Here is a 21,147-nt window from a genome sequence, read left to right on the forward strand (position 1 = left end):
AAAATCTATCTTGTGCAATATTGAAAAGTATTGTTTTAAGGTAGGATAAGTTTTATGCGGCTATTATTTTGTCAAAATTCATATAGTATAAGTTTTGGAGGGATGGCTTTAAGAAAGTATAATAAGCTCAATTGATTTTACAATTTAAGAGGAGTTGATGCTATGACAATTTTTTTTGCAGAATTAGTAGGTACTTTATTACTCATTCTTTTAGGTGATGGTGTTGTTGCTAATGTTGTTCTTAAAAACTCAAAGGGCCACGCTTCAGGGTGGATTGTAATAACAATGGGGTGGGCATTTGCAGTAGCAATTCCGGCTTTGATTTTTGGAAGTTACAGTAATCAGTTTAATCCTGCATTAACAATTGCGCTTGCGGTGATAGGAAAAGTAGCCTGGGCTAAGGTACCGATTTATTTAGCTGGTCAATTTATTGGGGCCTTTTTAGGAGCGGTTTTAGTGTTTGTTGTTTATTATGATCAATTTAAATGCAGCGAAAATAAAACTGACAAGCTTGGGGTATTTTGTACAGTACCGGCTGTAAGAAATAGTTTAATTAATTTCTTATGTGAAGTCATTGGAACGTTTGTATTGGTATTTGGAATTTTAGGCGTGGGAGCACAAAATCTAAAAAATGGAATGGGTGCAGTATTTGTAGGATTTTTGATTTTGGTAATAGGTTTGAGTTTAGGTGGTCCAACAGGATATGCAATTAATCCAGCTCGAGACTTAGCGCCAAGAATTGCACATTTAGTATTACCTATACCGAACAAAGGTGATTCGAATTGGTCTTATGCATGGATTCCAATAATTGCACCAGTAGTAGGTGGTATTATCGGTGCAGTATGCTATATGCTGCTTTTATAGCATATAAATATAATATATAATTAAAAGTATACAAGGTGTATTAAATATAAAGGATAATGTTTACTTGGAGGAATTCATGAATATAAGAGAATTATTAGAAGAAAACCCTGTAATAGCAGCAGTTAAAAATCAGGAACAACTACAATTAGCAGTGAACTCTGAAATACAAATTGTATTTGTTTTATTTGGAGACATAGTTAGCATAAAAGAAATAAGTAAGCTTATAAAATCCAAAAACAAAATAGGAATAATTCATATTGATTTGGTAGAAGGTCTCACTAATAAAGAGGTTGTTATAAGATATATTAAAGAAGAGACTGAATTTGACGGTATAATCAGTACAAAGTCCCAAATTGTAAAAAATGCTATAAAGCATAATTTAATAGCGGTTCAAAGAGTTTTTATTTTTGATACTATTTCATTAAATAATGTTAAGAGTCATATTATATCTGAGTGTGATGCAATAGAAGTATTGCCGGGAGTAATTCCAAAGGTGCTTCAAATTATTGCAAAGCATTCTAACAAACCAGTAGTTGCTGGGGGACTAATTGAAACAAAAGAAGAAGTAATTGAGGCTTTAAAATATGGAGCAACATGTGTATCAACAACCAGGAAAGAGATTTGGGAGATGTAAATTTTTAGAATATTAGAAAGCTGGTGTATCATGAAGAAATATATAATAGCATTAGATCAAGGAACTACAAGTTCAAGAGCAATAATATTTGACCATGAACAAAATATATTAGAAATTAGTCAAAAGGAATTTACTCAAATCTATCCGAGTAAAGGATGGGTTGAGCATAATCCTTTAGAGATATGGTCAAGTCAATATGGAGTTTTGCAAGAAGTAATGGCAAAAGCTAATATAACTCAAGAAAATATTGCAGCAATAGGAATTACTAATCAAAGAGAAACAACAATTGTTTGGGACAAAAATACTGGAGAACCTGTGTATAATGCTATTGTATGGCAGTGTAGAAGAACAGCAGATATAGTGGAAGGACTTAAGAGAGATAAAGAGTTTTCAGATTATGTAAAAGAAAATACAGGATTAATATTAGATGCATATTTTTCAGCAACAAAAATAAAGTGGATATTAGATAATGTAGAGGGTGCAAGAGAAAAAGCTGAAAAAGGTGAATTGCTATTTGGTACAGTTGATACTTGGCTTGTATGGAAGCTAACAAATGGCAAAGTCCATGTAACCGATTACACAAATGCATCTAGAACTATGCTTTATAATATAAAGGAATTAAAATGGGATGAAAGAATTTTAAGAAAACTTAATATTCCAAGATCAATGCTACCAGAAGTTAAAAATTCATCCGAAGTTTATGGATATACAAACCTTGGAGGTAAAGGTGGTATTAGAGTACCAATAGCAGGCATGGCAGGAGATCAACAATGTGCATTATTTGGTCAAACCTGTTTTGAAGAAGGTAGTGTTAAAAATACTTATGGCACAGGATGCTTTTTACTTATGAATACAGGAGAAAATATAATTCAGAGTAAAAATGGACTAGTAACGACAATTGCAATTGGATTAGAAGGGAAAGTTCAATATGCATTAGAAGGTTCAGTGTTTGTTGGGGGGGCAGTTATTCAGTGGATTAGAGATGAACTTAAGTTAGTTAGCGATGCTGCGGATACAGAGTATTTTGCTAAAAAAGTGAATGACAATGGTGGAGTATATGTGGTACCAGCATTTACTGGTCTTGGAGCTCCATATTGGGATATGTATGCTAGAGGAGCAATTTTTGGTCTGACAAGAGGCGCAAATAAAAACCATATAATTAGAGCGGCACTTGAAGCTATTGCATATCAGTCAAGAGATCTTATAGATGCAATGAAAGAAGATTCGGGATGTGAAATTACAAGAATTAAAGTTGATGGAGGAGCTAGTAGAAATAATTTATTAATGCAGTTTCAAGCAGACATTACAGGAACAGAAGTTGTAAGACCTATAATAACTGAAACAACAGCACTTGGTGCAGCTTATTTAGCCGGACTTGCTGTAGGCTTTTGGAAGTCAAAAGAAGAAATTGCCGAGAAGTGGTCTGTGAGTGAGGTGTATACTCCGAATTTAGATGAGGATGAGAAAATAAGATTATATAACGGTTGGAAGAGAGCAGTTGAAAGAGTTCAGGGCTGGGAAGAATAAATTTTGTATTTAATGGACAAAAATACACTTTTGTGATATAATGTATTTAAAATTGAAAATAAATGCTTAGAGAAAATAGAGTCAAGCATAAAACTTTGGTGATTACACCTTTGTTTTTGCTTGGCTTTTTTATGTTTAAATTGTTTTAGGTATACATAGATATTATGTTAAAAATCAGAACTTTTGTATATCAAAATTTTAAGGGTTTTATAATTGGAGGGAGGATTTAATATGTATGATGTTGCAATAATTGGAGCAGGTGTTATTGGATGCTCAATATTTAGAGAGTTAACCAAATATGATCTAAGGGTAGTTGTTTTAGAAAAAGAAAAGGATGTTTCTATGGGAACAAGCAAGGCAAATTCTGCAATAGTTCATGCTGGATATGATCCTGAAGAAGGTACTTTAATGGCAAAGTATAATGTAAAAGGAAATGAGATGTTTGAAGAGTTATGCAAAGAATTAAGTGTACCGTTTAAAAGAAATGGATCATTGGTATTAGCCTTTGATAAAGAAGATATGTTTAAAGTAAAACATCTTTATGAAAATGGAAGTAAGTTAGGTGTAAAAGGATTAAAGATTTTAAATAGGGATGAAGTATTAAAAATGGAACCAAACCTTAATGACAAAATAGAGGGAGCATTATATGCACCAACTGGTGGTATAGTTGGTCCGTTTGAATATACAATTGCATTAGCAGAAAATGGAGTTACAAATGGTGGAAAAATAAAACTAAAGAAGGAAGTTGTTTCAATAAAAAAGAGAGATGTGTTTAAGATTGGAACTGAAGATGGGGAAACAATTGAGGCAAAGTTTGTAATAAATGCTGCTGGGGTTTATGCAGATAAAATTCATAATTTAGTTTGCAAAGAGAGTTTTAAGATATCTCCAAGAAGTGGAGAGTATTTTGTAATGGATAAAAGCCAAGGAAATGTTGTAAAACATACAATATTTCAATGCCCATCAAAATTGGGTAAAGGAGTTTTAATAACACCAACAGTACATGGTAATTTACTTGTAGGACCTGATGCTAGGGATGTGGAGGATAAAGAAGACGTTGGAACTGTTTTTGAGGGACTTGACTATGTAAAAGAGGCCTCTATGCGTTCTACAAAAGAAGTGAATTTCAGAGAGTCTATAAGAAACTTTGCAGGACTTAGAGCTAATCCAGATACAGGAGATTTTATAGTTGAAGAAAACGATGAAGTTAAAGGGTTTATTGATGTTGCAGGGATGAAATCACCAGGATTATCATCAGCGCCAGCTATTGCCGTAGATGTGGTTAATATACTGAGTTCAGCGGGATGTAGTTTGAAAAAGAAAGATGATTTTATAAAAGAAAGAGAACAAATACATTTTATGGAGTTATCGCCTGAAAAAAAAGCAGAATTAATAAAGAAAAATGATATGTATGGAAAAATAATATGCAGATGCGAAAGTATAACAGAAGGTGAAATTGTAGCTGCAATTAAAAGGAGTTTTGGAGTACTTTCCTTAGATGGAATTAAGAGAAGATGTAGACCAGGAATGGGAAGGTGCCAGGGAGGTTTCTGTGGACCAAGAGTCCAAGAAATAATTGCAAGGGAATATAATATCCCACTAGAAAATGTTGTTTTGGAAAAGGATAATTCTTATATTTTAGTAGGAAAAACTAAATAGAAGGTGAGGTAACATTATGAATTATGAATTAATAGTTGTTGGTGGAGGACCAGCAGGTCTTGCAGCAGCATATGAGGCATATAACAATGGAATAAAAAATATTTTGATTTTAGAAAGAGACAAGGAACTGGGTGGTATATTAAATCAATGTATTCACAATGGTTTTGGCCTGCATACCTTTAAAGAGGAGCTTACGGGACCTGAATACGCAGATAGGTTCATTGAAATGGTTAAAGACACTAATGTTGAGGTTAAACTCAATACTATGGTACTTGAGATAACAAAGGATAAAAAAGTTTACGCAATAAATTCAAAAGAGGGGTACATGGAACTTGAGGCTAAAGCAATAATTCTTTCTATGGGGTGTAGGGAAAGAACTAGAGGAGCAATTAATATACCAGGAGATAGACCAGCAGGTGTGTTTACAGCAGGTGCAGCTCAAAGATATATTAATGTAGAAGGATACATGCCAGGAAAAGAGGTTGTTATTTTAGGATCAGGAGATATAGGTCTTATAATGGCGAGAAGAATGACTCTTGAAGGAGCAAAAGTTAAAGCTGTTGTTGAGTTATGTCCATATTCAAATGGCTTGAACAGAAATATAGTGCAATGCTTAAACGATTACAATATACCACTATATTTGTCACACACGGTTACGGATATCATTGGAAAAGAAAGACTTGAAAAAGTAATAATAGCTAAAGTTGATGAAAACAGAAGACCAATTAAGGGCACAGAAATTGAATTTGATGCGGATACACTGTTATTATCAGTTGGTCTAATTCCAGAAAATGAGTTATCATCTAATGCTGGAATAGAGTTAGATAGAAGAACAAATGGTCTAAGGGTAACTGAAAGTATGGAAACGTCTATAGATGGAATATTTGCCTGTGGTAATGTAGTACATGTTCATGATTTAGTTGATTTTGTAACAGAAGAATCAAAACGTACAGGAGCTTCAGCTGCAAAGTATATTAAAGGTGAACTAAAAAAAGACAAGTATGTAAATATAGTGAATGGAACAAATGTTAATTATACAGTTCCTCAAAAGCTTAATGTAGATGATGTCGAGGATAGGTTAACTATATTTATGAGAGTAAATAATATATATCACAATAAGGTGTTAGTAGTTAGAAGCAAAGAAGAAGTTATAGCTAAGTTTAAGAGGGCTCATTTAGCACCATCTGAAATGGAAAAAGTGGTTTTAGGCAAGGCTTTTTTAGATAAAATTAAGAGTGATATAACAATATCATTGGAGGATGGTGAATAAAATGGAAATAGAATTAATATGTATTTGTTGTCCTAAGGGCTGCCATTTAAAGGTTGATGATAAAAGCTTAAGGGTAGAAGGAAATAATTGTCCTAGAGGTGCTGAATATGGAGTTAACGAAATTACAAATCCAGTTAGAACCATAACTTCAACAGTTAAAGTAGAAAAAGGAGAGGCAGTAATAGTTCCTGTAAAAACTAAAGAACCAATACCTAAAAAACTTACTATGGGATGTATGGAAGAGATTAATAAAGCTGTGATAAATGCCCCTGTAAAAATAGGAGATGTGGTAATTAAAAATGTACTTGGAACAGGTATAGATGTTGTTGCAACTAAGAATGTATCAGGTATATAAAAATAGTTAAAAGAAGCGTATATATTGAAGAGAGGTCAGAAAAAAATTCTAACCTCTTTTTTAATGCCTAGTATTAATTTATATACGAGTAAAATGGACAATATAAATTATGTGTAATTAAGTGTTGGATTATAAAGTAAACCGTGTTTTAAACAAATGTTGAAATTTGATATGCTTTTTTATATATGTTATAATTAAATTACCTTTATAGCTTAAAATTAAGAATTCTAAATTTATAGCAATTAATGTTGAAGCAATTTCAAGAGTATAATATTTACTGAAATATTTAGAAAATTCTGCGAAATAAGTTTGCTGTATTTGTAATTTAATAATGCTTATATAGTATGATTGAATAAAATAAAGAGGAGATGTTAAATGAAAAGGAAATATAGTCATGTTTTTACTTTTATTAATAAAATTTTATTAATGGTATTGGGTTCTGTTATTGCATCAGTAGGGTTAGAAATATTTTTAATACCTAATAATATAATAGATGGTGGAATAACGGGTATATCAATAATTGCAAATCATTTTATAAATCTTCCACTAGGAATATTTATATTTCTACTAAATCTACCCTTTCTAATCGTTGGTTACAAGCAAATTGGAAAAACTTTTGCTTTTTCAACATTATTTTCAGTTATATGTCTGTCAATTGGTGTATCAGTTTTACACCCAATTCCTGGGATAACACACGATATACTGTTAGCAACTATATTTGGAGGCATTATACTCGGTGCTGGTGTAGGATTAATTATAAGAAATGGTGGTTCATTAGATGGAACTGAAATTGTTGCTATTATATTAGATAAAAGAATCGGGTTCTCTATTGGGGAAATCGTAATGTTTTTTAACTTATTTATATTAGGAGCTTCAGGTATAGTATTTGGATGGGATAGAGCAATGTATTCTCTAATTGCTTACTTTATTGCTTTTAAAACTATAGATATTACGGTTGAAGGATTGAATGAATCAAAATCAGTAATTGTTGTATCTGATAAACATAAAGAAATTTCTAGTGCATTAACTAGTAGGCTTGGAAGAGGAGTTACATTACTACATGGGGAAGGTGCTTATAAAGGTGATACAACAAATGTTATATATGTGGTTGTATCAAGACTAGAAATTGCTAAATTAAGAAGTATTGTACATGACTTTGATGAAAATGCATTAATTTCTATTGCAAGTGTTGATGTTACAGGAAAAATGTATGGCAAGAAGGCAATTCATTAATAATTATGTATTAATATTAAAAGAATAGATACAATTTTATTATTCCTTAGAGCATAATAATAAATTAAATATTTGATTATTGGTGGGGCTATAGAAGTAGTGTAAGAAATATGCTAATAATAGCCCCATTTAAATTTTTTGTATAAGATAATATCCTCTCTAGAAATACAAATTTACTTCATATTAATAGATTTCACCTTAACTACGTCCAACTTCTCTAGATCATGCATTAGTGAAGTCAATCGTTCATTTTCACCTCTAAAATTCAAAGTTATAAGTCCATGTTCCTTTTCGCCTGGATCATGGGTCCCAAATCTAGAAATAATACTATCTCCATATTTAGTTAAAACTTCTTGAACTTTTGATGCGGATTTTGTTCTCTCGTCTACTAAAATACCTACTATACTTAATTTGTCCAAAACAAACACCTCCTTTTAATATTTTTTACACCTAATGAAAAAATATTCTTTAAATGATTTATTATCATTAAATTAATTTGGAAGTTTTCTACGATATTTTTAGTATTTGGATCGAATATACCATCTGTACTACATAAAAAATTTGACCTAAAACCATAGTTTTACTAAAAGACTCTGAATTTGTGCAACTAGTTCTGCTAGTTTTTATGGACAATTTTAAGAGTGGCATGAAAAATGTTAATTTAAACAGTAAAAGCAAAGATAATGTTAATTTACAATATAATATTTAATAAGTAAAATTGTACTATAATTACCTCTTTTCTTAAAATATTTTTAGGAAGGAGGGTTTAAAATGTTGAAAATTGATGATTTAGAAAAAGAGATACAAGATCTTAGAGAAAAACTTACAGAATTAATAATGGAAAAAGAAAATTTACTTGATCCACAAGTTGTTGCTGCGAGTAAGATGCTAGATTCTATTTTGAATAAATACAGCGAAATAATTGATAGCAGTACTAAAAGATAGTAAAAGTAGGGAGGCTTGATGCCTCTCTTTCTAATAACTTAAAATATGTTTATCTAGAAGTTAATTAAAGAAAAGATAATCTAATATTATTATGAATACAGTCAGCTAGTTATTTATTATCCTTGTACTTTGACGTTTTTTAGCAATAGATGTAATATGTATTTAAAAGTGGGTTTAATGGTAATATTTATTACAATAATTTGATGTATATTGTAAATATAGTGGATTAGCTGTTTCAATCTTAGTAATTGAAGGAGAGGAGTTAAGATACGGAGAAGATTTTTACTCGGAGTTTGATGAAGCAGTTAATAAATTGGTAACCCCAATATTAAAAAATGATTTTAGGATATTAGAGCTGTATAAATACAAAAAGAAAAGTAAGCCTATAGGATGCAATATAACTATTTTAAATGGAAGTAAAGATTCAATAATTCATTGGGATTTACATGAATGGGAAAGACATTCTGCAAAAATACAAGATTAATCACATTTGAGGGAAATCATTTTTTTATTAATGATGATTATAATAGAACTAGGACTATAGATCTAATTAAAGATACTTTATTATAGTTTGTATGAGAAATAAAATTTATTAGAGATAGGAGGATAAGTAGTATACAATAATAGTTAACTACGGATTGCATAAATGAATATAGTAAAACAAAAAGTTGATTTTAACTTAAGTAGTGAAAAATTTGAGTATTTCCTAAAGTTTGTGAATGAAGAAGAAAAGAATAAAATAGTAAGATATATAAGATATGAGGATTCTTTAAGATCATTGTATGGAAAATTGATACTTAAGAATATGTTGAGTTTGGACAAAATACAATTAGAATACAATGAGTGGGGACAACCCAGGCTTTTAAATAATAGTAAGGTGCATTTTAATATTTCACATTCAGGGGAATGGGTAGTTGTTGCAGTGGATGAAAAACCAATAGGTATTGATATACAGCAAATATATAAAATTGATTTAACAATAGCAGAAAGCTCTTTTTCTAAAAGAGAAAATAAGTACATAGCATCGTTATCAAAAGATGATAGAGTAGATGCATTTTTTATGTTGTGGACACTTAAGGAGGCATTTATAAAAGCAAAGGGGAAGGGATTATATATACCATTAAACTCATTTACCATAGATATTTCAAGTGTTAAACCAATATTATATAGCTGCAATAACGAAAGATGTGAATTATCAGTTGAAAGAGTAGAGAAGGATTATTTTATGGCTGTATGTATATTAGACAAATAAGATATTGTAATATTTATTTTTGTTTGAGTAAAGTAGTCATATTGCAAAAGGTGAAAAAAGGTTGTATATTTAGAGTGAATTTTTAAAGTAATAAAAAATTTTATAACGAATAAAGTTAAGAAAGCTTCTGTATTAGTTTTCTAAATACTTTCATAACATAGGATAAACTTTTAATTTAGGAGGAAGCAAAGTGGAAACAGTCAATATTTTAGGTACTGGAAGTGCCATGGTTACAAAATGTTATAATACATGCTTTACACTATCGAATGGTGACGAACATTTTTTAGTAGATACAGGGGGAGGAAATACTATACTTACAAACCTTGAAAAATTACATATAGGTATCGATAAAATTCATAATGTATTTATATCACATAGACACAATGATCATATAACCGGAATTATATGGATTATAAGAGCTGTAGCTCAAAGAATAATTAATGGGAAATATGATGGGGATTTAAAGATTTATTGCTGCAAGGAAAATATTGAAGTGATAAACACCATATGTAAATTACTTTTAGAAAAGAAATTCACTAAATACATGGGAAATAGAATAGTATTTTCTGAAATTTATGATGGATGCAGGCTAAAAGTACTAGATTGGGATATTGAGTTCTTCGATATAAAAAGCACAAAACAACTTCAATTTGGATTTACAACAGTACTTAAAAGTGGAAAGAAGTTGACATTTTTGGGTGATGAACCGTATAGAGAGAATTTATACGAGTATGCTAATAATTCAGATTATATTTTCCATGAGGCATTTTGCTTATATTCAGAAAAGGACATATTTAAGCCTTATGAAAAGCATCATGCTACGGTTAAGGATGCTTGTGAAAATGCAGATAAGCTAAGCGTAAAAAATATAATTCTTTACCACACAGAAGATAAAAATATAGAAAAAAGGAAAGAACTATATATAGGTGAGGGAAGTAAGTTTTTTAAAGGAAATATCATTGTCCCAGATGATTTAGAAACCATTGAATTAAAGTAGCATATAGTGATAAATTAAAATAACAAGTCGAAGTGACTTGTTATTTTACACTCCTGAATAAGAGGAGAAACCGCCATCTACAGGAATGACTACACCATTTACAAAGCTAGAAGCCTCTTCGTTTACTAAGAAGAGAAGTGCACCAATAAGTTCGTCAGCTTCTCCAAATCTACCCATCGGGGTAGCATTTAATATTTTATGAGAACGTCCAGTGAAGCTTCCATCAGGATTTTTTAGTAAGGCTTCATTTTGTTTTGTCAAAAAGAAACCTGGTGCTATGGCATTTACTCTTATTTGAACCTTTGATAAATGAACAGCCAGCCACTTAGTAAAGTTTGATACTGCTGCTTTAGCACCTGAGTATGCAGGTATTTTTGTAAGTGGAGTAAATGCATTCATTGATGAAATATTTATAATAGTGCAGCCTCTTTTTTCTATCATATCCTTTGAGAATTCTTGACTTGGAAGTAGTGTTCCAAGAAAATTCAAGTCAAATACAGATTTTATTCCGTTTTCTTCAAGATCAAAAAAGGTTATAAGATCTTCATTATCTTCCTTTAAATCTTCAGCATATAAATATTCTTTGGTGGTGGTTCCTGTAGGATTGTTTCCACCAGCTCCATTTATAAGTATGTCACAGGGACCTAATTTCTCCAATATAATTTCATGAGCTTTTTTAAGAGCAGCCTTGTCAAGAACATCAGCCTCAATACCGATAGCAATTTTACCGTTACTTACGATTTCAGCAGCCTTTTTTTCAGCACTTTCTAACTTTCTACTAATTATGGCTACTTTAGCATCACACTCAGCTAAGGCATTAACCCATGAGCTTCCAAGTACTCCAGTACCACCAGTTACTACTGCTACTTTATTTTTTAAATTCACATTAAAAGGCAGTTTCATTTTATTTATCCTCCTTACTGATTTTTTCAAGGGTTTCCCATATTCCAGTAATGTACATAGCTCCTAATGCACGATCATATAAACCGTAGCCAGGTCTTCCTGTTTCACCCCAAATCATTCTTCCGTGATCAGGACGAATATATCCATCAAATTTATTTTTGTGAAGTACTTTCATAATTTCAACAATATCTAAAGAGCCACAAGGTGAGTAGTGGGCACTTTCCTCAAAGCTTCCATCAAAGAGAAGCTTTACATTTCTAACATGCATAAAATGTATACGACCTTGGCTAGAATACTTATCTACCATTTTTACAACATCATTAAAGCTTGCACAACCAAGAGAGCCTGTGCAAAAGGTAAGGCCGTTATATTTGCTGTCTACTATCTTTAAGAATCTGTCTAAGTTTTGTTCATTTGTAATTATTCGTGGAAGTCCAAAGATGTTGTAGGGAGGATCATCTGGATGGATTGCCATTTTTACATCACATTCTTCAGCAACTGGAATGATTTGTTTAAGGAAATATTCTAAGTTGCTCCATAGAACTTCTTGGTCTACATTTTGGTATTTTTCAAATAGGGAAGAAAGCTGATCTTTTGTATAGCTGGAATCCCATCCGGGAAGAGAGAGTTCTCCAGTAAGAGGGTCCATTTTCTTAAGTTGATTCTTGTAATAAACAAGAGTAGTAGAACCATCATCTAAAACCTTGTCAACCTGAGTTCTTGTCCAATCAAATATTGGCATAAAATTATAGCAAATTACTTTAACTCCAGCCTTTGAAAGGTTTCGTATATTTTCTTTGTAGTTTTCTATGTATTTATCTCTTGTTTTAAGTCCGAGTTTTATATCTTCATGTACAGGAACACTTTCGATGACATCAAAATTCAAGCCATAACTTTCTACTTCATTTTTTAATTTAAGTATGGCTTCTATACTCCATTTTTCTCCTACAGGGACATCATAAATTGCAGTTACTATGCTTTTTATACTTGGAATTTGTCTAATGTATTGAAGTTTAACAGCGTCGTCAGCGCCATACCATCTAAATGATAAATTCATATTATAAAGCCTCCATTTATAAAAGTTAATTCAATTATAAATTCAATTGTGCGGAAAAAATATGTTATTATTGCTATATAACTTGCAAAAATTGCTTATATAAAATAATATATGAATAAAGTTTGTTAAAATTGAGTTAAGAGGTTGTTATCTGATGAGAAGAAAAATACATAAATATATGGAAAGACAATACATGTTATCAGCAGATTATGAAATATACCATTATTCAAATAATGATATTAGAAGTGTAAGTATTCATCATCACGACTTTTATGAATTCTATTTTTTTATTTCTGGAGATGTAACATATTTAATAGAGGGAAAATCCTACTGTTTAAACTCTGGAAATATAATTTTAATAAATTCAAGGGAGCTTCATCAAGCTATTATAAATTCACAGAGGGAGAATTATGAAAGAATTGTGCTTTGGATAAGTAGAGTTTTTTTACAGAAGCTTTCAAGTAATGAAATTGATCTTTCGCTTTGTTTTGAAAGCAATAAAAAGAAGAATGTGCTAATTGCGGATTTCGAACAGGAAAAGAATATAAGAGCTATTCTTAATAAAATAATTAGTTTAGAAAATTATAAAGCAATGGGGTACGAACTACTTTATAAGGCATATATTACAGAGCTAATGGTGAATATATATAATTTGGAATTTAGTGGAGATACTCAATTGAGTGTGGACACTAAAAAAAGTAACCTTATTGATGAAATCATTGAATACATTACTTTTAATATAGAAGAGGATATTACTATTGATAAAATAGCTGAACAATTTTATCTTAGCAAATTTCATCTTTCAAGAGAATTTAAAAAGTATACAGGTACTACAATTCATAGGTATATAATTCAAAAAAAGCTAATACAAGCGAAGGAATTAATACTAAAAGACATATCAATCACAGATGTTTATAAGAAATGTGGATTTGGAGATTATTCTAATTTCTTTAGAGCTTTTAAGAATGAATATAAAATTACCCCAAAGCAATTTTATGAGGCTATGAAAAAGTAAACAGTTTTATAATGTTGGACATGATATAATTTATTGAAATTGTCTTGAGCATATTTAGGTCACATCTTTGTTTTATATACATTGTATACAAGTAAGATATTTTAGTAACATAAATATATAAGTAAGGTATTATACTCAATCAGGAAATACAAAAAAGGCAGTCGATTTTTCTAGGAGCTTTTTAAATTAAGGAGTGTTTTATATGGAAAAAAAATTTAATTTAGAAAATTATTTAAGTTATGGTGTACAAAATATTGTTAAAGGTATAATAAAGTCAACTTTGTCCAATCCAAAGGAAAGTTTATTTATGGCTAAATACTCTATAGCAAGTAAAAATGCTATAAAATTGCGTGCTGAAGCGGATAAAATAGGAGAGCATGTACCACCGTTTTTAATTGCTAGTATTACAAGTAAATGTAATCTTCACTGTAAGGGGTGCTATGCTAGACACGTTAATTCATGTACAGATGAAAAAACAGTGAATCAGCTTACGGATGAGGATTGGAGAAGAGTATTTTACGAGGCAAAGGATATAGGAGTGGGATTTATATTGTTACTAGGTGGAGAACCACTTATGCGTCCTAATGTTATTAAAATAGCAGGTGAAATTGAGGATATACTATTTCCTATATTTACAAATGGAACTATGATAGATGAAAAATACATTAAATTGTTTCAGAAGTATCGAAATTTGATTCCTATTTTTAGTATAGAAGGCAATGAGAGTAATACTGATAAAAGACGTGGTACAGGTATTTATAGCGAAATAATTAAAAAAATGAATGAAGCTTATGAAAATAAGATTATATATGGAGCATCCATTACAGTTACTAAAGAGAATATTGAAGAGGTAACATCTGAAAAGTTTTTGGATAAGCTTTATAGTAGAGGCTGTAAGTCTGTAATTTATGTTGAGTATGTTCCTGTAAGTGAAAAGGAAAAGAAGATAGCTTTGGAGGGTAAAGAAAGGGAATTTTTAAAAGACAAATTAGTAGAACTTAGATATAAGTATGAGGATATCCTTTTTATATCTTTTCCTGGAGATGAGAAGAGTTCAGGTGGATGTCTGGCTGCAGGGAGAGGTTTTTTTCACATAAACTTCAATGGAGGGGTGGAACCATGCCCGTTTTCACCATATTCTGACACTAATTTAAAAGACTTATCCTTAAAGGAGGCCATGAATTCACCTTTGTTTAGGAAATTAAGAAAGGATAATGTACTTATGGAGGAGCATTCAGGTGGTTGTGTATTATTTGAAAAGGAAGATATAGTACAATCACTTTTACAAAAGTAAAGGGTTTAGTTTTGCAATACAAGTAGCGGTGGATGATGAAACACTAAATAAATTAAAGTGAAAATCTATAAAAGGTATTTATAAAAGACCAGAGTGTAAAATATCTGGTCTTTTAACTTTGAATAAGACACTACTAAAGATATGTAGGAACAGGTTGGTTAACCTCGTTGTACATAGATGATATCGTATTTTGTTCATTTTGATCAGCTGGAGATAAAGGATAGAAGCCCTTTTGAACCATCCACTGCCATACATCATATGCATGATTACAACTCATTGTAAATGCATCCTTCAAAAATTGTCTTATTTCTGGATTGCTCATTTCCATAGCACTCCAAGCGTATTCTCTGCCAGCTCTTTTTAAAGTTAGAAGATATGCTGTTGCTATTTCTCTGTCATTCATTTTTTGAACATCAGTTCTAGGAGCAATTGGAGGAAAAGAGTTAGCTGGTGATGATGTGAAATTTTGAAGCATTACATTTAGATTAGGGACATTTAATTTTTGATTTGAACCTTGAGCCTTTTTCACAAATTCAACCTTCATATTATAGTCCTGTATATGAGCTGGAAAATGACTGTTTAAAATATTTTTTAAATCTTGATCTTGAACCATGTTTCTAAACATAGCCATATTAGTTATTGAGTTTACACAACTGACTATTAATTCGTGTAAATCGTGTAATTCATGTGAAGCTAATTGCATTTAAATTCCTCCCTAATTATATAATTTAGTATTTATCCAATAGATACTTTTCCTCTAAAAGATACATTTTATTCAAGTGAGTTAAGGTAACTCAATAAAAAAACAGTATTTTTGTAAATCCTGAATATTTTTGTAATTGTTGAATATATGATATTTAATTTTTAAAAAGTAACAAACTTTAGAAAAGTGAATATGATATAACTGTAAGTTAAAATTCAGGAGGGAAAAGATATACGATGTACGAAGATAATGATATGTACGATAATGATCCCAACGTGGACTATTCAAGAGGGCAAAATTGTATTCCTCAGGAAACTGTAATAAGAAATGTAAGATTAGCAGCAGCATATGTTCCTTTCCAAAAGATGTGTAATATTCTTCCGCCAATAGAGGGTCTTAAAAGAGGCACTATTTTTATAGAACTTTATAGTCCATATGGGCGCAAAAAAAGGGACGAAAATTATATAGATTAATAAAGGAGATACTCTTATGGAAATGAAGAAAATGAAAAAGATGGATAAGATGGAACTTCTAAAGCAAATTATGGCAGTAGATTTTACTATAATAGATTTAAGTTTATACCTTAACACTCATCCAATGGATAAAGAAGCTATTGCTAAGCACAATGCTTTTGTAGCTCAGTCTCATATGCTTAAGGGTCAATATCAAAAATATTATGGTATGTTAACAGCTACTAACAGCTGCAGTCCTTATCCTTGGCAGTGGATAAAAGAACCATGGCCTTGGGAATATGATGCGAATTTTAGGCTTTAGAATTAGAAAGAGGAGAGATAGTAAATGTGGATTTATGAAAAAAAACTAGAGCATCCAGTAAAAATCAAAAATCCTAATGCACAATTAGCAAAAGTAATCATAACCCAATACGGTGGTCCTGATGGGGAATTGGCTGCATCTATTAGATACTTAAGCCAGAGATTTTCTATGGTTACACCACAAGCAATTGCAACTTTAAATGACATTGGTACTGAGGAATTAGCTCATCTTGAAATTGTAGGATCAATAGTTCGTCAATTATCTAGAGGACTTAGTGTTGAGGAACTGAAAAAAAGTGGATTAGATGCTTACTTTGCAGATCACGATTCTGCTATATATCCAGCAAGTGCTGCAGGAAATCCATTTACTGCTGCATATATACAATCTAAAGGCGATCCTATAACAGATCTTTATGAAGATTTAGCAGCAGAGCAAAAGGCAAGATCCACCTATGAATATTTGATTACGCTTTGTGATGATCCAGATGTAATTGAACCACTCAAATTCTTAAGGGAAAGAGAAGTTGTTCACTTTCAAAGATTTGGAGAAGCCTTAAGAATAGTTCAAGATTATCTTAATGAACCAAAGCTTGCTGTAATTCCAAAAACGGATTGTATGAAAAAATAAATCTTATATTTAAAGGCCTTTTATGTGATTAAACATAAAAGGCCTTATTTATACAGTTTAAATTTATTTTGCTCCTACTGAACTTCCTTTGGCATTTTGTTTTGATTTTGGAATCCAAAACTTTTCTATTTCTTCCAGACTTTTGTTTTTTGTCTCAGGAACCTTAGTTGTAACTACTAAGAAGCATATTACGTTAATTCCACAGAATATCCAAAAAGTATATGCTCCACCAATGCCGTTTAAAAGCATTGGAGTAAATTGTCCAATTGCCCAGTTAGCACCCCAAAGGAAGATAGTTGCTATGCCTGTTGCACGAGCTCTCAAATGGTTAGGGAATATTTCAGGAATCATAATCCAAGGTATAGGTCCCATTGAAATACAGAAGGAAACAACAAAACATATTATGAAGATTAATATTACAAAACCATTTGATAATTTTATATAGAAAGAAGTTCCGATTAATAGCATGAATACTGCCATAGCAGCAGATCCTATTTCCATTAATTTTTTACGTCCAAGTTTATCTATTAAAAACATTGCTAAAATTGTTGAGAAAACTTCAACAACACCAATAACACTGGTTGCAAGAAAGCTAGAATTATTTTTGAAACCTATCATTTGAAATATTTCAGGACCATAATAAGTAATTGAATTCATTCCAATAGCTTGATTAAATATAGCTAAGAAAATACCAATTAATAAAGCTCTTCTAAGACCAGGTTGAAGAAGTTGACCTAATGAAGAATCGTTTTCGGTAGCAAGAGACTTAGAAATGGAATCTAGTTCCTGCTTTGCAATTTCAGCACCGTTGATTTTGGTTAAAACAGCAGCAGCCTTTTTTATATTTCCTGATTTAACAAGAAAACGAGGACTTTCTGGAACAAAGAATAATGTAATTAAGAATACTATGGCTGGAACAGTTCCACAAGCTAACATATATCTCCAACCTGTTGAAACTCTCCAGGTTTCGCTGCCCATATTTACAATTCCCAAGTTTACAAAGAAGGTAATTGAAATACCAAGTATGGTAAATAGTTGGTAAAGTGAGGACAGCCTACCGCGAATAGATGGCGGCGCACATTCAGTTATATATGTTACAGATAGGGCAGAAGCCATTCCTATACCAAGACCTCCTACTATACGAGCAAAAATGAGCATAAATGCAGAAGTGGATATAGAAGATATTACAGCGGAAATAGCAAATAGTGCAGCAGCAAGCATTAAAACTTTTCTCCTACCAATAGCATCGCCCAAGAAACCAGAAAAACCAACGCCTAGTACACCACCGACCATGATACTTGAAATAACAAAGCCCTGCATAGCAGGTGAAAGATTATAAAGCTTCTTTAAAAAGCCTATAGCACCAGAGATTACTGCAGTGTCGTATCCATATAATAAGCCACCAAGTCCAGCAGCACAAGAAATTAGAACTATGAATAATAAAGAATGCTTATGTGAATTGTTTTCCCCCATGAAAACTCCTCCTTAAGATTTATATATGTGGAAATCAAAGAGAAATCTAAGTTACAAATGTAAACATATCAATTATATATAACGTTTTCATATATGACTTATAATCATTTGATTTCCTAAGGGTAATATATTTTATGAAAGCGATTACCTATATAAATCATAATATTTATGTGTATAAATGTCAAGAAAAATTTGGATTTTATACGTATGAATTGTAAATGAAAGGAATAGGAAATCCCTTGTAGGCAAGGCAAGGGACTAAATATAAATTATTTCAATTTTAAGGTTGAATCTCTAATAATTAGTTTAGGTTCATAAACAATGGAATCACTAGTTTCAAAATGATTACTGTTATTTATTAAATTTATAATTAATTTGGCAGCATCTTTACCCATTTGTTCTTTAGGATGAGTTATGGTGGTTAATTTAGGCTGCATAATTACTGCAAGATTGGAATCGTCAAAGCCAACTATAGATAGTTCTTCAGGAACTTTAATATTTAATTTATTAGCAATTGTTAGAACTATATAGGCTATTTCATCATTGTAGCAAAAAACTCCACTAGGCTTTTTTTCTGATTTTAGTGCATACTCTATTTTCTCAGGAAGGGATGAAGATATTTCTTCTGAGAGATAAGTTAAAATTTGTCCAGGTGATGGTGGAATATTATTTTCCTGACATTCTGAAATAAATCCATTCATTCTGTTTATGCCTTGTGAATCATCGACCTTAAATATACCCATCAGTTTTCTGTGACCTAAAGATATAAGATGGTTTGTTGCCAGTTTTCCGCCTTTAAAATCATCTACTTTTAAGCTAGGAGTGTTGATCTCCGGATATGAGGCATTTAGGGTTACAACAGGAATATTTTTGGATATTATATTGTTTAAATATCCAATATTTGGGCTTTGGTACGCACTTTTAGTGGGTTCTAAAATGAGACCATCTATTTTGTGGGCTAATAAGTTTTTTAAATTACTATTTTCAAACATAACGTTGTTATTAGTTGAAGATAGTAAAAGTGAGTAGGATTCAGAATAAAGCGTGTCCTCCATGCCCTTAATTATGTCAGGGAAAATATAATTAGATATATGGGTTGTTAGTACAGCTACATTTTTAGTATTCTTTAGATATTCTCTATTTTCTGTCCAATCAGAGATATATATTCCACTACCTTGAATTCTATATACATATTGCATGGCTACAAGATCACCTATAGCTTTTCTTATGGTATGTCTGCTCACACTAAACATTTCCATAAGCTCAGATTCAGTGGGGATTTTTTCATGGGGTTTATATTTTCCTTTAACAGCCCAATCTATAATTTTTTCTTCTACTTCTTCATATTTGTGCTTCATTTTTTTCTCCTATAAAATAATTGTTTTTTATAGGAATATTATATCAAAAATATGTTTATTTCACAACAATATTGATACGTATAAATTTTAATAACTGTAATATTAATTTATAAATTAGAGTATATTAATTTATAAAGTTAGAATTGTAGGTAGCATTATAAAGACAATTACTTTTAAAAGAAGTTATACTTTTAAGAATTTATACGTATGAAAATAAAATGTGTTGACATTTATAAGTACAAATTATATTATATAAGCATAATCGTTTTCTAAAAATAATGCATAATAGTAAGTTAAGTTATGGAAGATCATATTTTGTAGTTGTTACTGATTTAAATTGTTAGAAAAAGAAAACTTCTAGGTTTTATTTTTATCAATTTTATATTATGTTTTTGGTAAACGTTTTACTTGCAAATTAGTATAAAAGCAATTCGAGATTACTGAAAAATAACGTATGTAATGAGTAATTAAAAAATAAAAGTTAGGGAGGAGTATTTTATGCTAGAAGCTTTAAAACAAGAAGTATTAGAAGCAAATCTTATGTTGCCTAAGTATGGGTTAGTTGTATTCACCTGGGGGAATGTTAGCGGTATTGATAGAGAAAAAGGTCTTATAGTCATAAAACCAAGTGGAGTTGAGTATGATCAAATGAAAGCTAGTGATATGGTAGTTGTGGATCTAAATGGGAAGGTTGTAGAAGGTGACTTAAATCCTTCTAGTGATACTCCAACTCATATAGTGCTATATAAAGAGTTTTCAGATATTAAGGGAATTGTTCATACACATTCACCTTGGGCTACATCTTTTGCACAAGCAGGAGTTTCTATTCCAGCTGCAGGTACAACCCATGGAGATTATTTTTATGGTAATATTCCTGTAACTTCAAGAATGACCAAAGAGGAAATAGCTACAGATTATGAAAAACAAACAGGAGATGTTATAGTAAGAACCTTTAGAAAAGAGAATATTAACCCAAATGATGTTCCAGCTGTTCTTGTGAATGATCATGCTCCTTTTACCTGGGGAACTGACCCTAAGAATGCAGTGCATAATTCTGTTGTATTAGAAGAGGTTGCTAAAATGACATATCATTCTTTACAGCTTAATCCACATAACATTGAAATGAGTCAGGATTTGTTAGATAAGCATTTTAAAAGAAAACATGGTGCAAATGCATATTATGGTCAAAAAACAAAGTAAGAAAAGA

General features: G+C 31.1%; 23 protein-coding genes. 17 read left to right on the forward strand and 6 right to left on the reverse strand.

The features are described from left to right. The first annotated feature begins 162 nt into the window (after nucleotides 1–162). From CA_RS06950 to CA_RS06980, 7 genes are all read left to right on the forward strand, one after another. Entirely contained in the window at nucleotides 163–864 is a 702-nt protein-coding gene (locus CA_RS06950) for an MIP/aquaporin family protein (RefSeq protein WP_010964629.1), read from the forward strand. A 76-nt stretch (nucleotides 865–940) separates the two neighbouring features. Next, nucleotides 941–1,498 (forward strand): glycerol-3-phosphate responsive antiterminator, encoded by a 558-nt coding sequence (locus tag CA_RS06955; protein WP_010964630.1) that lies wholly within the window; start codon nucleotides 941–943, stop codon nucleotides 1,496–1,498. 30 nt (nucleotides 1,499–1,528) lie between these two features. Beyond that, complete coding sequence (gene glpK, locus CA_RS06960; protein WP_010964631.1) at nucleotides 1,529–3,025, forward strand: glycerol kinase GlpK; 1,497 nt, start codon at nucleotides 1,529–1,531, stop codon at nucleotides 3,023–3,025. A 231-nt stretch (nucleotides 3,026–3,256) separates the two neighbouring features. Beyond that, nucleotides 3,257–4,684, forward strand: coding sequence for an NAD(P)/FAD-dependent oxidoreductase (locus CA_RS06965; RefSeq protein ID WP_010964632.1), 1,428 nt, complete (start codon nucleotides 3,257–3,259; stop codon nucleotides 4,682–4,684). Nucleotides 4,685–4,700: 16 nt separating this feature from the next. Beyond that, nucleotides 4,701–5,954, forward strand: a complete 1,254-nt coding sequence (locus tag CA_RS06970) for an NAD(P)/FAD-dependent oxidoreductase (protein ID WP_010964633.1) — start codon at nucleotides 4,701–4,703, stop codon at nucleotides 5,952–5,954. 1 nt (nucleotide 5,955) lies between these two features. Then, complete coding sequence (locus tag CA_RS06975) at nucleotides 5,956–6,309, forward strand: DUF1667 domain-containing protein (RefSeq protein ID WP_010964634.1); 354 nt, start codon at nucleotides 5,956–5,958, stop codon at nucleotides 6,307–6,309. 375 nt (nucleotides 6,310–6,684) lie between these two features. Further along, entirely contained in the window at nucleotides 6,685–7,542 is an 858-nt protein-coding gene (locus tag CA_RS06980) for a YitT family protein (RefSeq protein ID WP_010964635.1), read from the forward strand. A 173-nt stretch (nucleotides 7,543–7,715) separates the two neighbouring features. On the opposite strand, the gene CA_RS06985 is transcribed toward CA_RS06980, so the two are convergent. After that, the gene (locus tag CA_RS06985) at nucleotides 7,716–7,961 is read right to left on the reverse strand and encodes a hypothetical protein (RefSeq protein ID WP_010964636.1); all 246 of its coding nucleotides are present in this window, start codon (nucleotides 7,959–7,961) and stop codon (nucleotides 7,716–7,718) included. 352 nt (nucleotides 7,962–8,313) lie between these two features. Here CA_RS06985 and CA_RS06990 point away from each other — a divergent pair, with 352 nt between their 5' ends. The 4 genes from CA_RS06990 (at nucleotide 8,314) to CA_RS07005 (ending at nucleotide 10,736) form a co-directional block, all read left to right on the forward strand. Continuing rightward, the gene (locus tag CA_RS06990; RefSeq protein WP_010964637.1) at nucleotides 8,314–8,487 is read left to right on the forward strand and encodes an aspartyl-phosphate phosphatase Spo0E family protein; all 174 of its coding nucleotides are present in this window, start codon (nucleotides 8,314–8,316) and stop codon (nucleotides 8,485–8,487) included. Nucleotides 8,488–8,800: 313 nt separating this feature from the next. Next, nucleotides 8,801–8,971, forward strand: a complete 171-nt coding sequence (locus tag CA_RS06995) for a thioesterase (protein ID WP_013913548.1) — start codon at nucleotides 8,801–8,803, stop codon at nucleotides 8,969–8,971. A gap of 162 nt (nucleotides 8,972–9,133) precedes the next feature. Beyond that, nucleotides 9,134–9,739 (forward strand): 4'-phosphopantetheinyl transferase family protein, encoded by a 606-nt coding sequence (locus CA_RS07000; RefSeq protein ID WP_010964638.1) that lies wholly within the window; start codon nucleotides 9,134–9,136, stop codon nucleotides 9,737–9,739. A 190-nt stretch (nucleotides 9,740–9,929) separates the two neighbouring features. Next, complete coding sequence (locus CA_RS07005; protein ID WP_010964639.1) at nucleotides 9,930–10,736, forward strand: MBL fold metallo-hydrolase; 807 nt, start codon at nucleotides 9,930–9,932, stop codon at nucleotides 10,734–10,736. A 45-nt stretch (nucleotides 10,737–10,781) separates the two neighbouring features. On the opposite strand, the gene CA_RS07010 is transcribed toward CA_RS07005, so the two are convergent. Both CA_RS07010 and uxuA read right to left on the reverse strand, forming a co-directional pair. Further along, nucleotides 10,782–11,639, reverse strand: a complete 858-nt coding sequence (locus CA_RS07010) for an SDR family oxidoreductase (protein WP_010964640.1) — start codon at nucleotides 11,637–11,639, stop codon at nucleotides 10,782–10,784. 1 nt (nucleotide 11,640) lies between these two features. After that, nucleotides 11,641–12,696 (reverse strand): mannonate dehydratase, encoded by a 1,056-nt coding sequence (uxuA, locus tag CA_RS07015; RefSeq protein WP_010964641.1) that lies wholly within the window; start codon nucleotides 12,694–12,696, stop codon nucleotides 11,641–11,643. A gap of 154 nt (nucleotides 12,697–12,850) precedes the next feature. On the opposite strand from uxuA, the gene CA_RS07020 reads away from it, so the two are divergent. Continuing rightward, nucleotides 12,851–13,711 (forward strand): helix-turn-helix domain-containing protein, encoded by an 861-nt coding sequence (locus CA_RS07020; RefSeq protein WP_010964642.1) that lies wholly within the window; start codon nucleotides 12,851–12,853, stop codon nucleotides 13,709–13,711. A gap of 202 nt (nucleotides 13,712–13,913) precedes the next feature. Then, nucleotides 13,914–15,005 carry a radical SAM protein gene (locus tag CA_RS07025; RefSeq protein ID WP_010964643.1) on the forward strand — a complete coding sequence of 364 codons (1,092 nt, stop codon included), beginning with the start codon at nucleotides 13,914–13,916 and terminating at the stop codon, nucleotides 15,003–15,005. Nucleotides 15,006–15,138: 133 nt separating this feature from the next. Here CA_RS07025 and CA_RS07030 read toward each other — a convergent pair whose 3' ends face one another. Further along, nucleotides 15,139–15,708, reverse strand: coding sequence for a spore coat protein (locus tag CA_RS07030; protein ID WP_010964644.1), 570 nt, complete (start codon nucleotides 15,706–15,708; stop codon nucleotides 15,139–15,141). A gap of 236 nt (nucleotides 15,709–15,944) precedes the next feature. Between CA_RS07030 and CA_RS07035 the strand changes: the two genes are divergently transcribed. From CA_RS07035 to CA_RS07045, 3 genes are read left to right on the forward strand one after another with little or no spacing between them, the layout of a single operon-like run. After that, nucleotides 15,945–16,181 carry a spore coat associated protein CotJA gene (locus tag CA_RS07035; RefSeq protein WP_010964645.1) on the forward strand — a complete coding sequence of 79 codons (237 nt, stop codon included), beginning with the start codon at nucleotides 15,945–15,947 and terminating at the stop codon, nucleotides 16,179–16,181. Between the two features lie 16 nt (nucleotides 16,182–16,197). Continuing rightward, nucleotides 16,198–16,482, forward strand: coding sequence for a spore coat protein CotJB (locus CA_RS07040; protein WP_010964646.1), 285 nt, complete (start codon nucleotides 16,198–16,200; stop codon nucleotides 16,480–16,482). A gap of 24 nt (nucleotides 16,483–16,506) precedes the next feature. After that, nucleotides 16,507–17,109, forward strand: coding sequence for a manganese catalase family protein (locus CA_RS07045; protein WP_010964647.1), 603 nt, complete (start codon nucleotides 16,507–16,509; stop codon nucleotides 17,107–17,109). A gap of 63 nt (nucleotides 17,110–17,172) precedes the next feature. Here the strand turns inward: CA_RS07045 and CA_RS07050 are convergent, their stop codons facing one another. Beyond that, nucleotides 17,173–18,582: a sugar porter family MFS transporter gene (locus tag CA_RS07050; RefSeq protein WP_010964648.1), complete on the reverse strand. Its 1,410-nt coding sequence runs from the start codon at nucleotides 18,580–18,582 to the stop codon at nucleotides 17,173–17,175. 269 nt (nucleotides 18,583–18,851) lie between these two features. Then, nucleotides 18,852–19,940 (reverse strand): GntR family transcriptional regulator, encoded by a 1,089-nt coding sequence (locus tag CA_RS07055; RefSeq protein ID WP_010964649.1) that lies wholly within the window; start codon nucleotides 19,938–19,940, stop codon nucleotides 18,852–18,854. A 498-nt stretch (nucleotides 19,941–20,438) separates the two neighbouring features. On the opposite strand from CA_RS07055, the gene araD reads away from it, so the two are divergent. After that, nucleotides 20,439–21,140 (forward strand): L-ribulose-5-phosphate 4-epimerase, encoded by a 702-nt coding sequence (gene araD / locus CA_RS07060; RefSeq protein WP_010964650.1) that lies wholly within the window; start codon nucleotides 20,439–20,441, stop codon nucleotides 21,138–21,140. Nucleotides 21,141–21,147: the final 7 nt, after the last annotated feature.

Source organism: Clostridium acetobutylicum ATCC 824 (assembly GCF_000008765.1).
Classification (GTDB): domain Bacteria; phylum Bacillota; class Clostridia; order Clostridiales; family Clostridiaceae; genus Clostridium_S; species Clostridium_S acetobutylicum.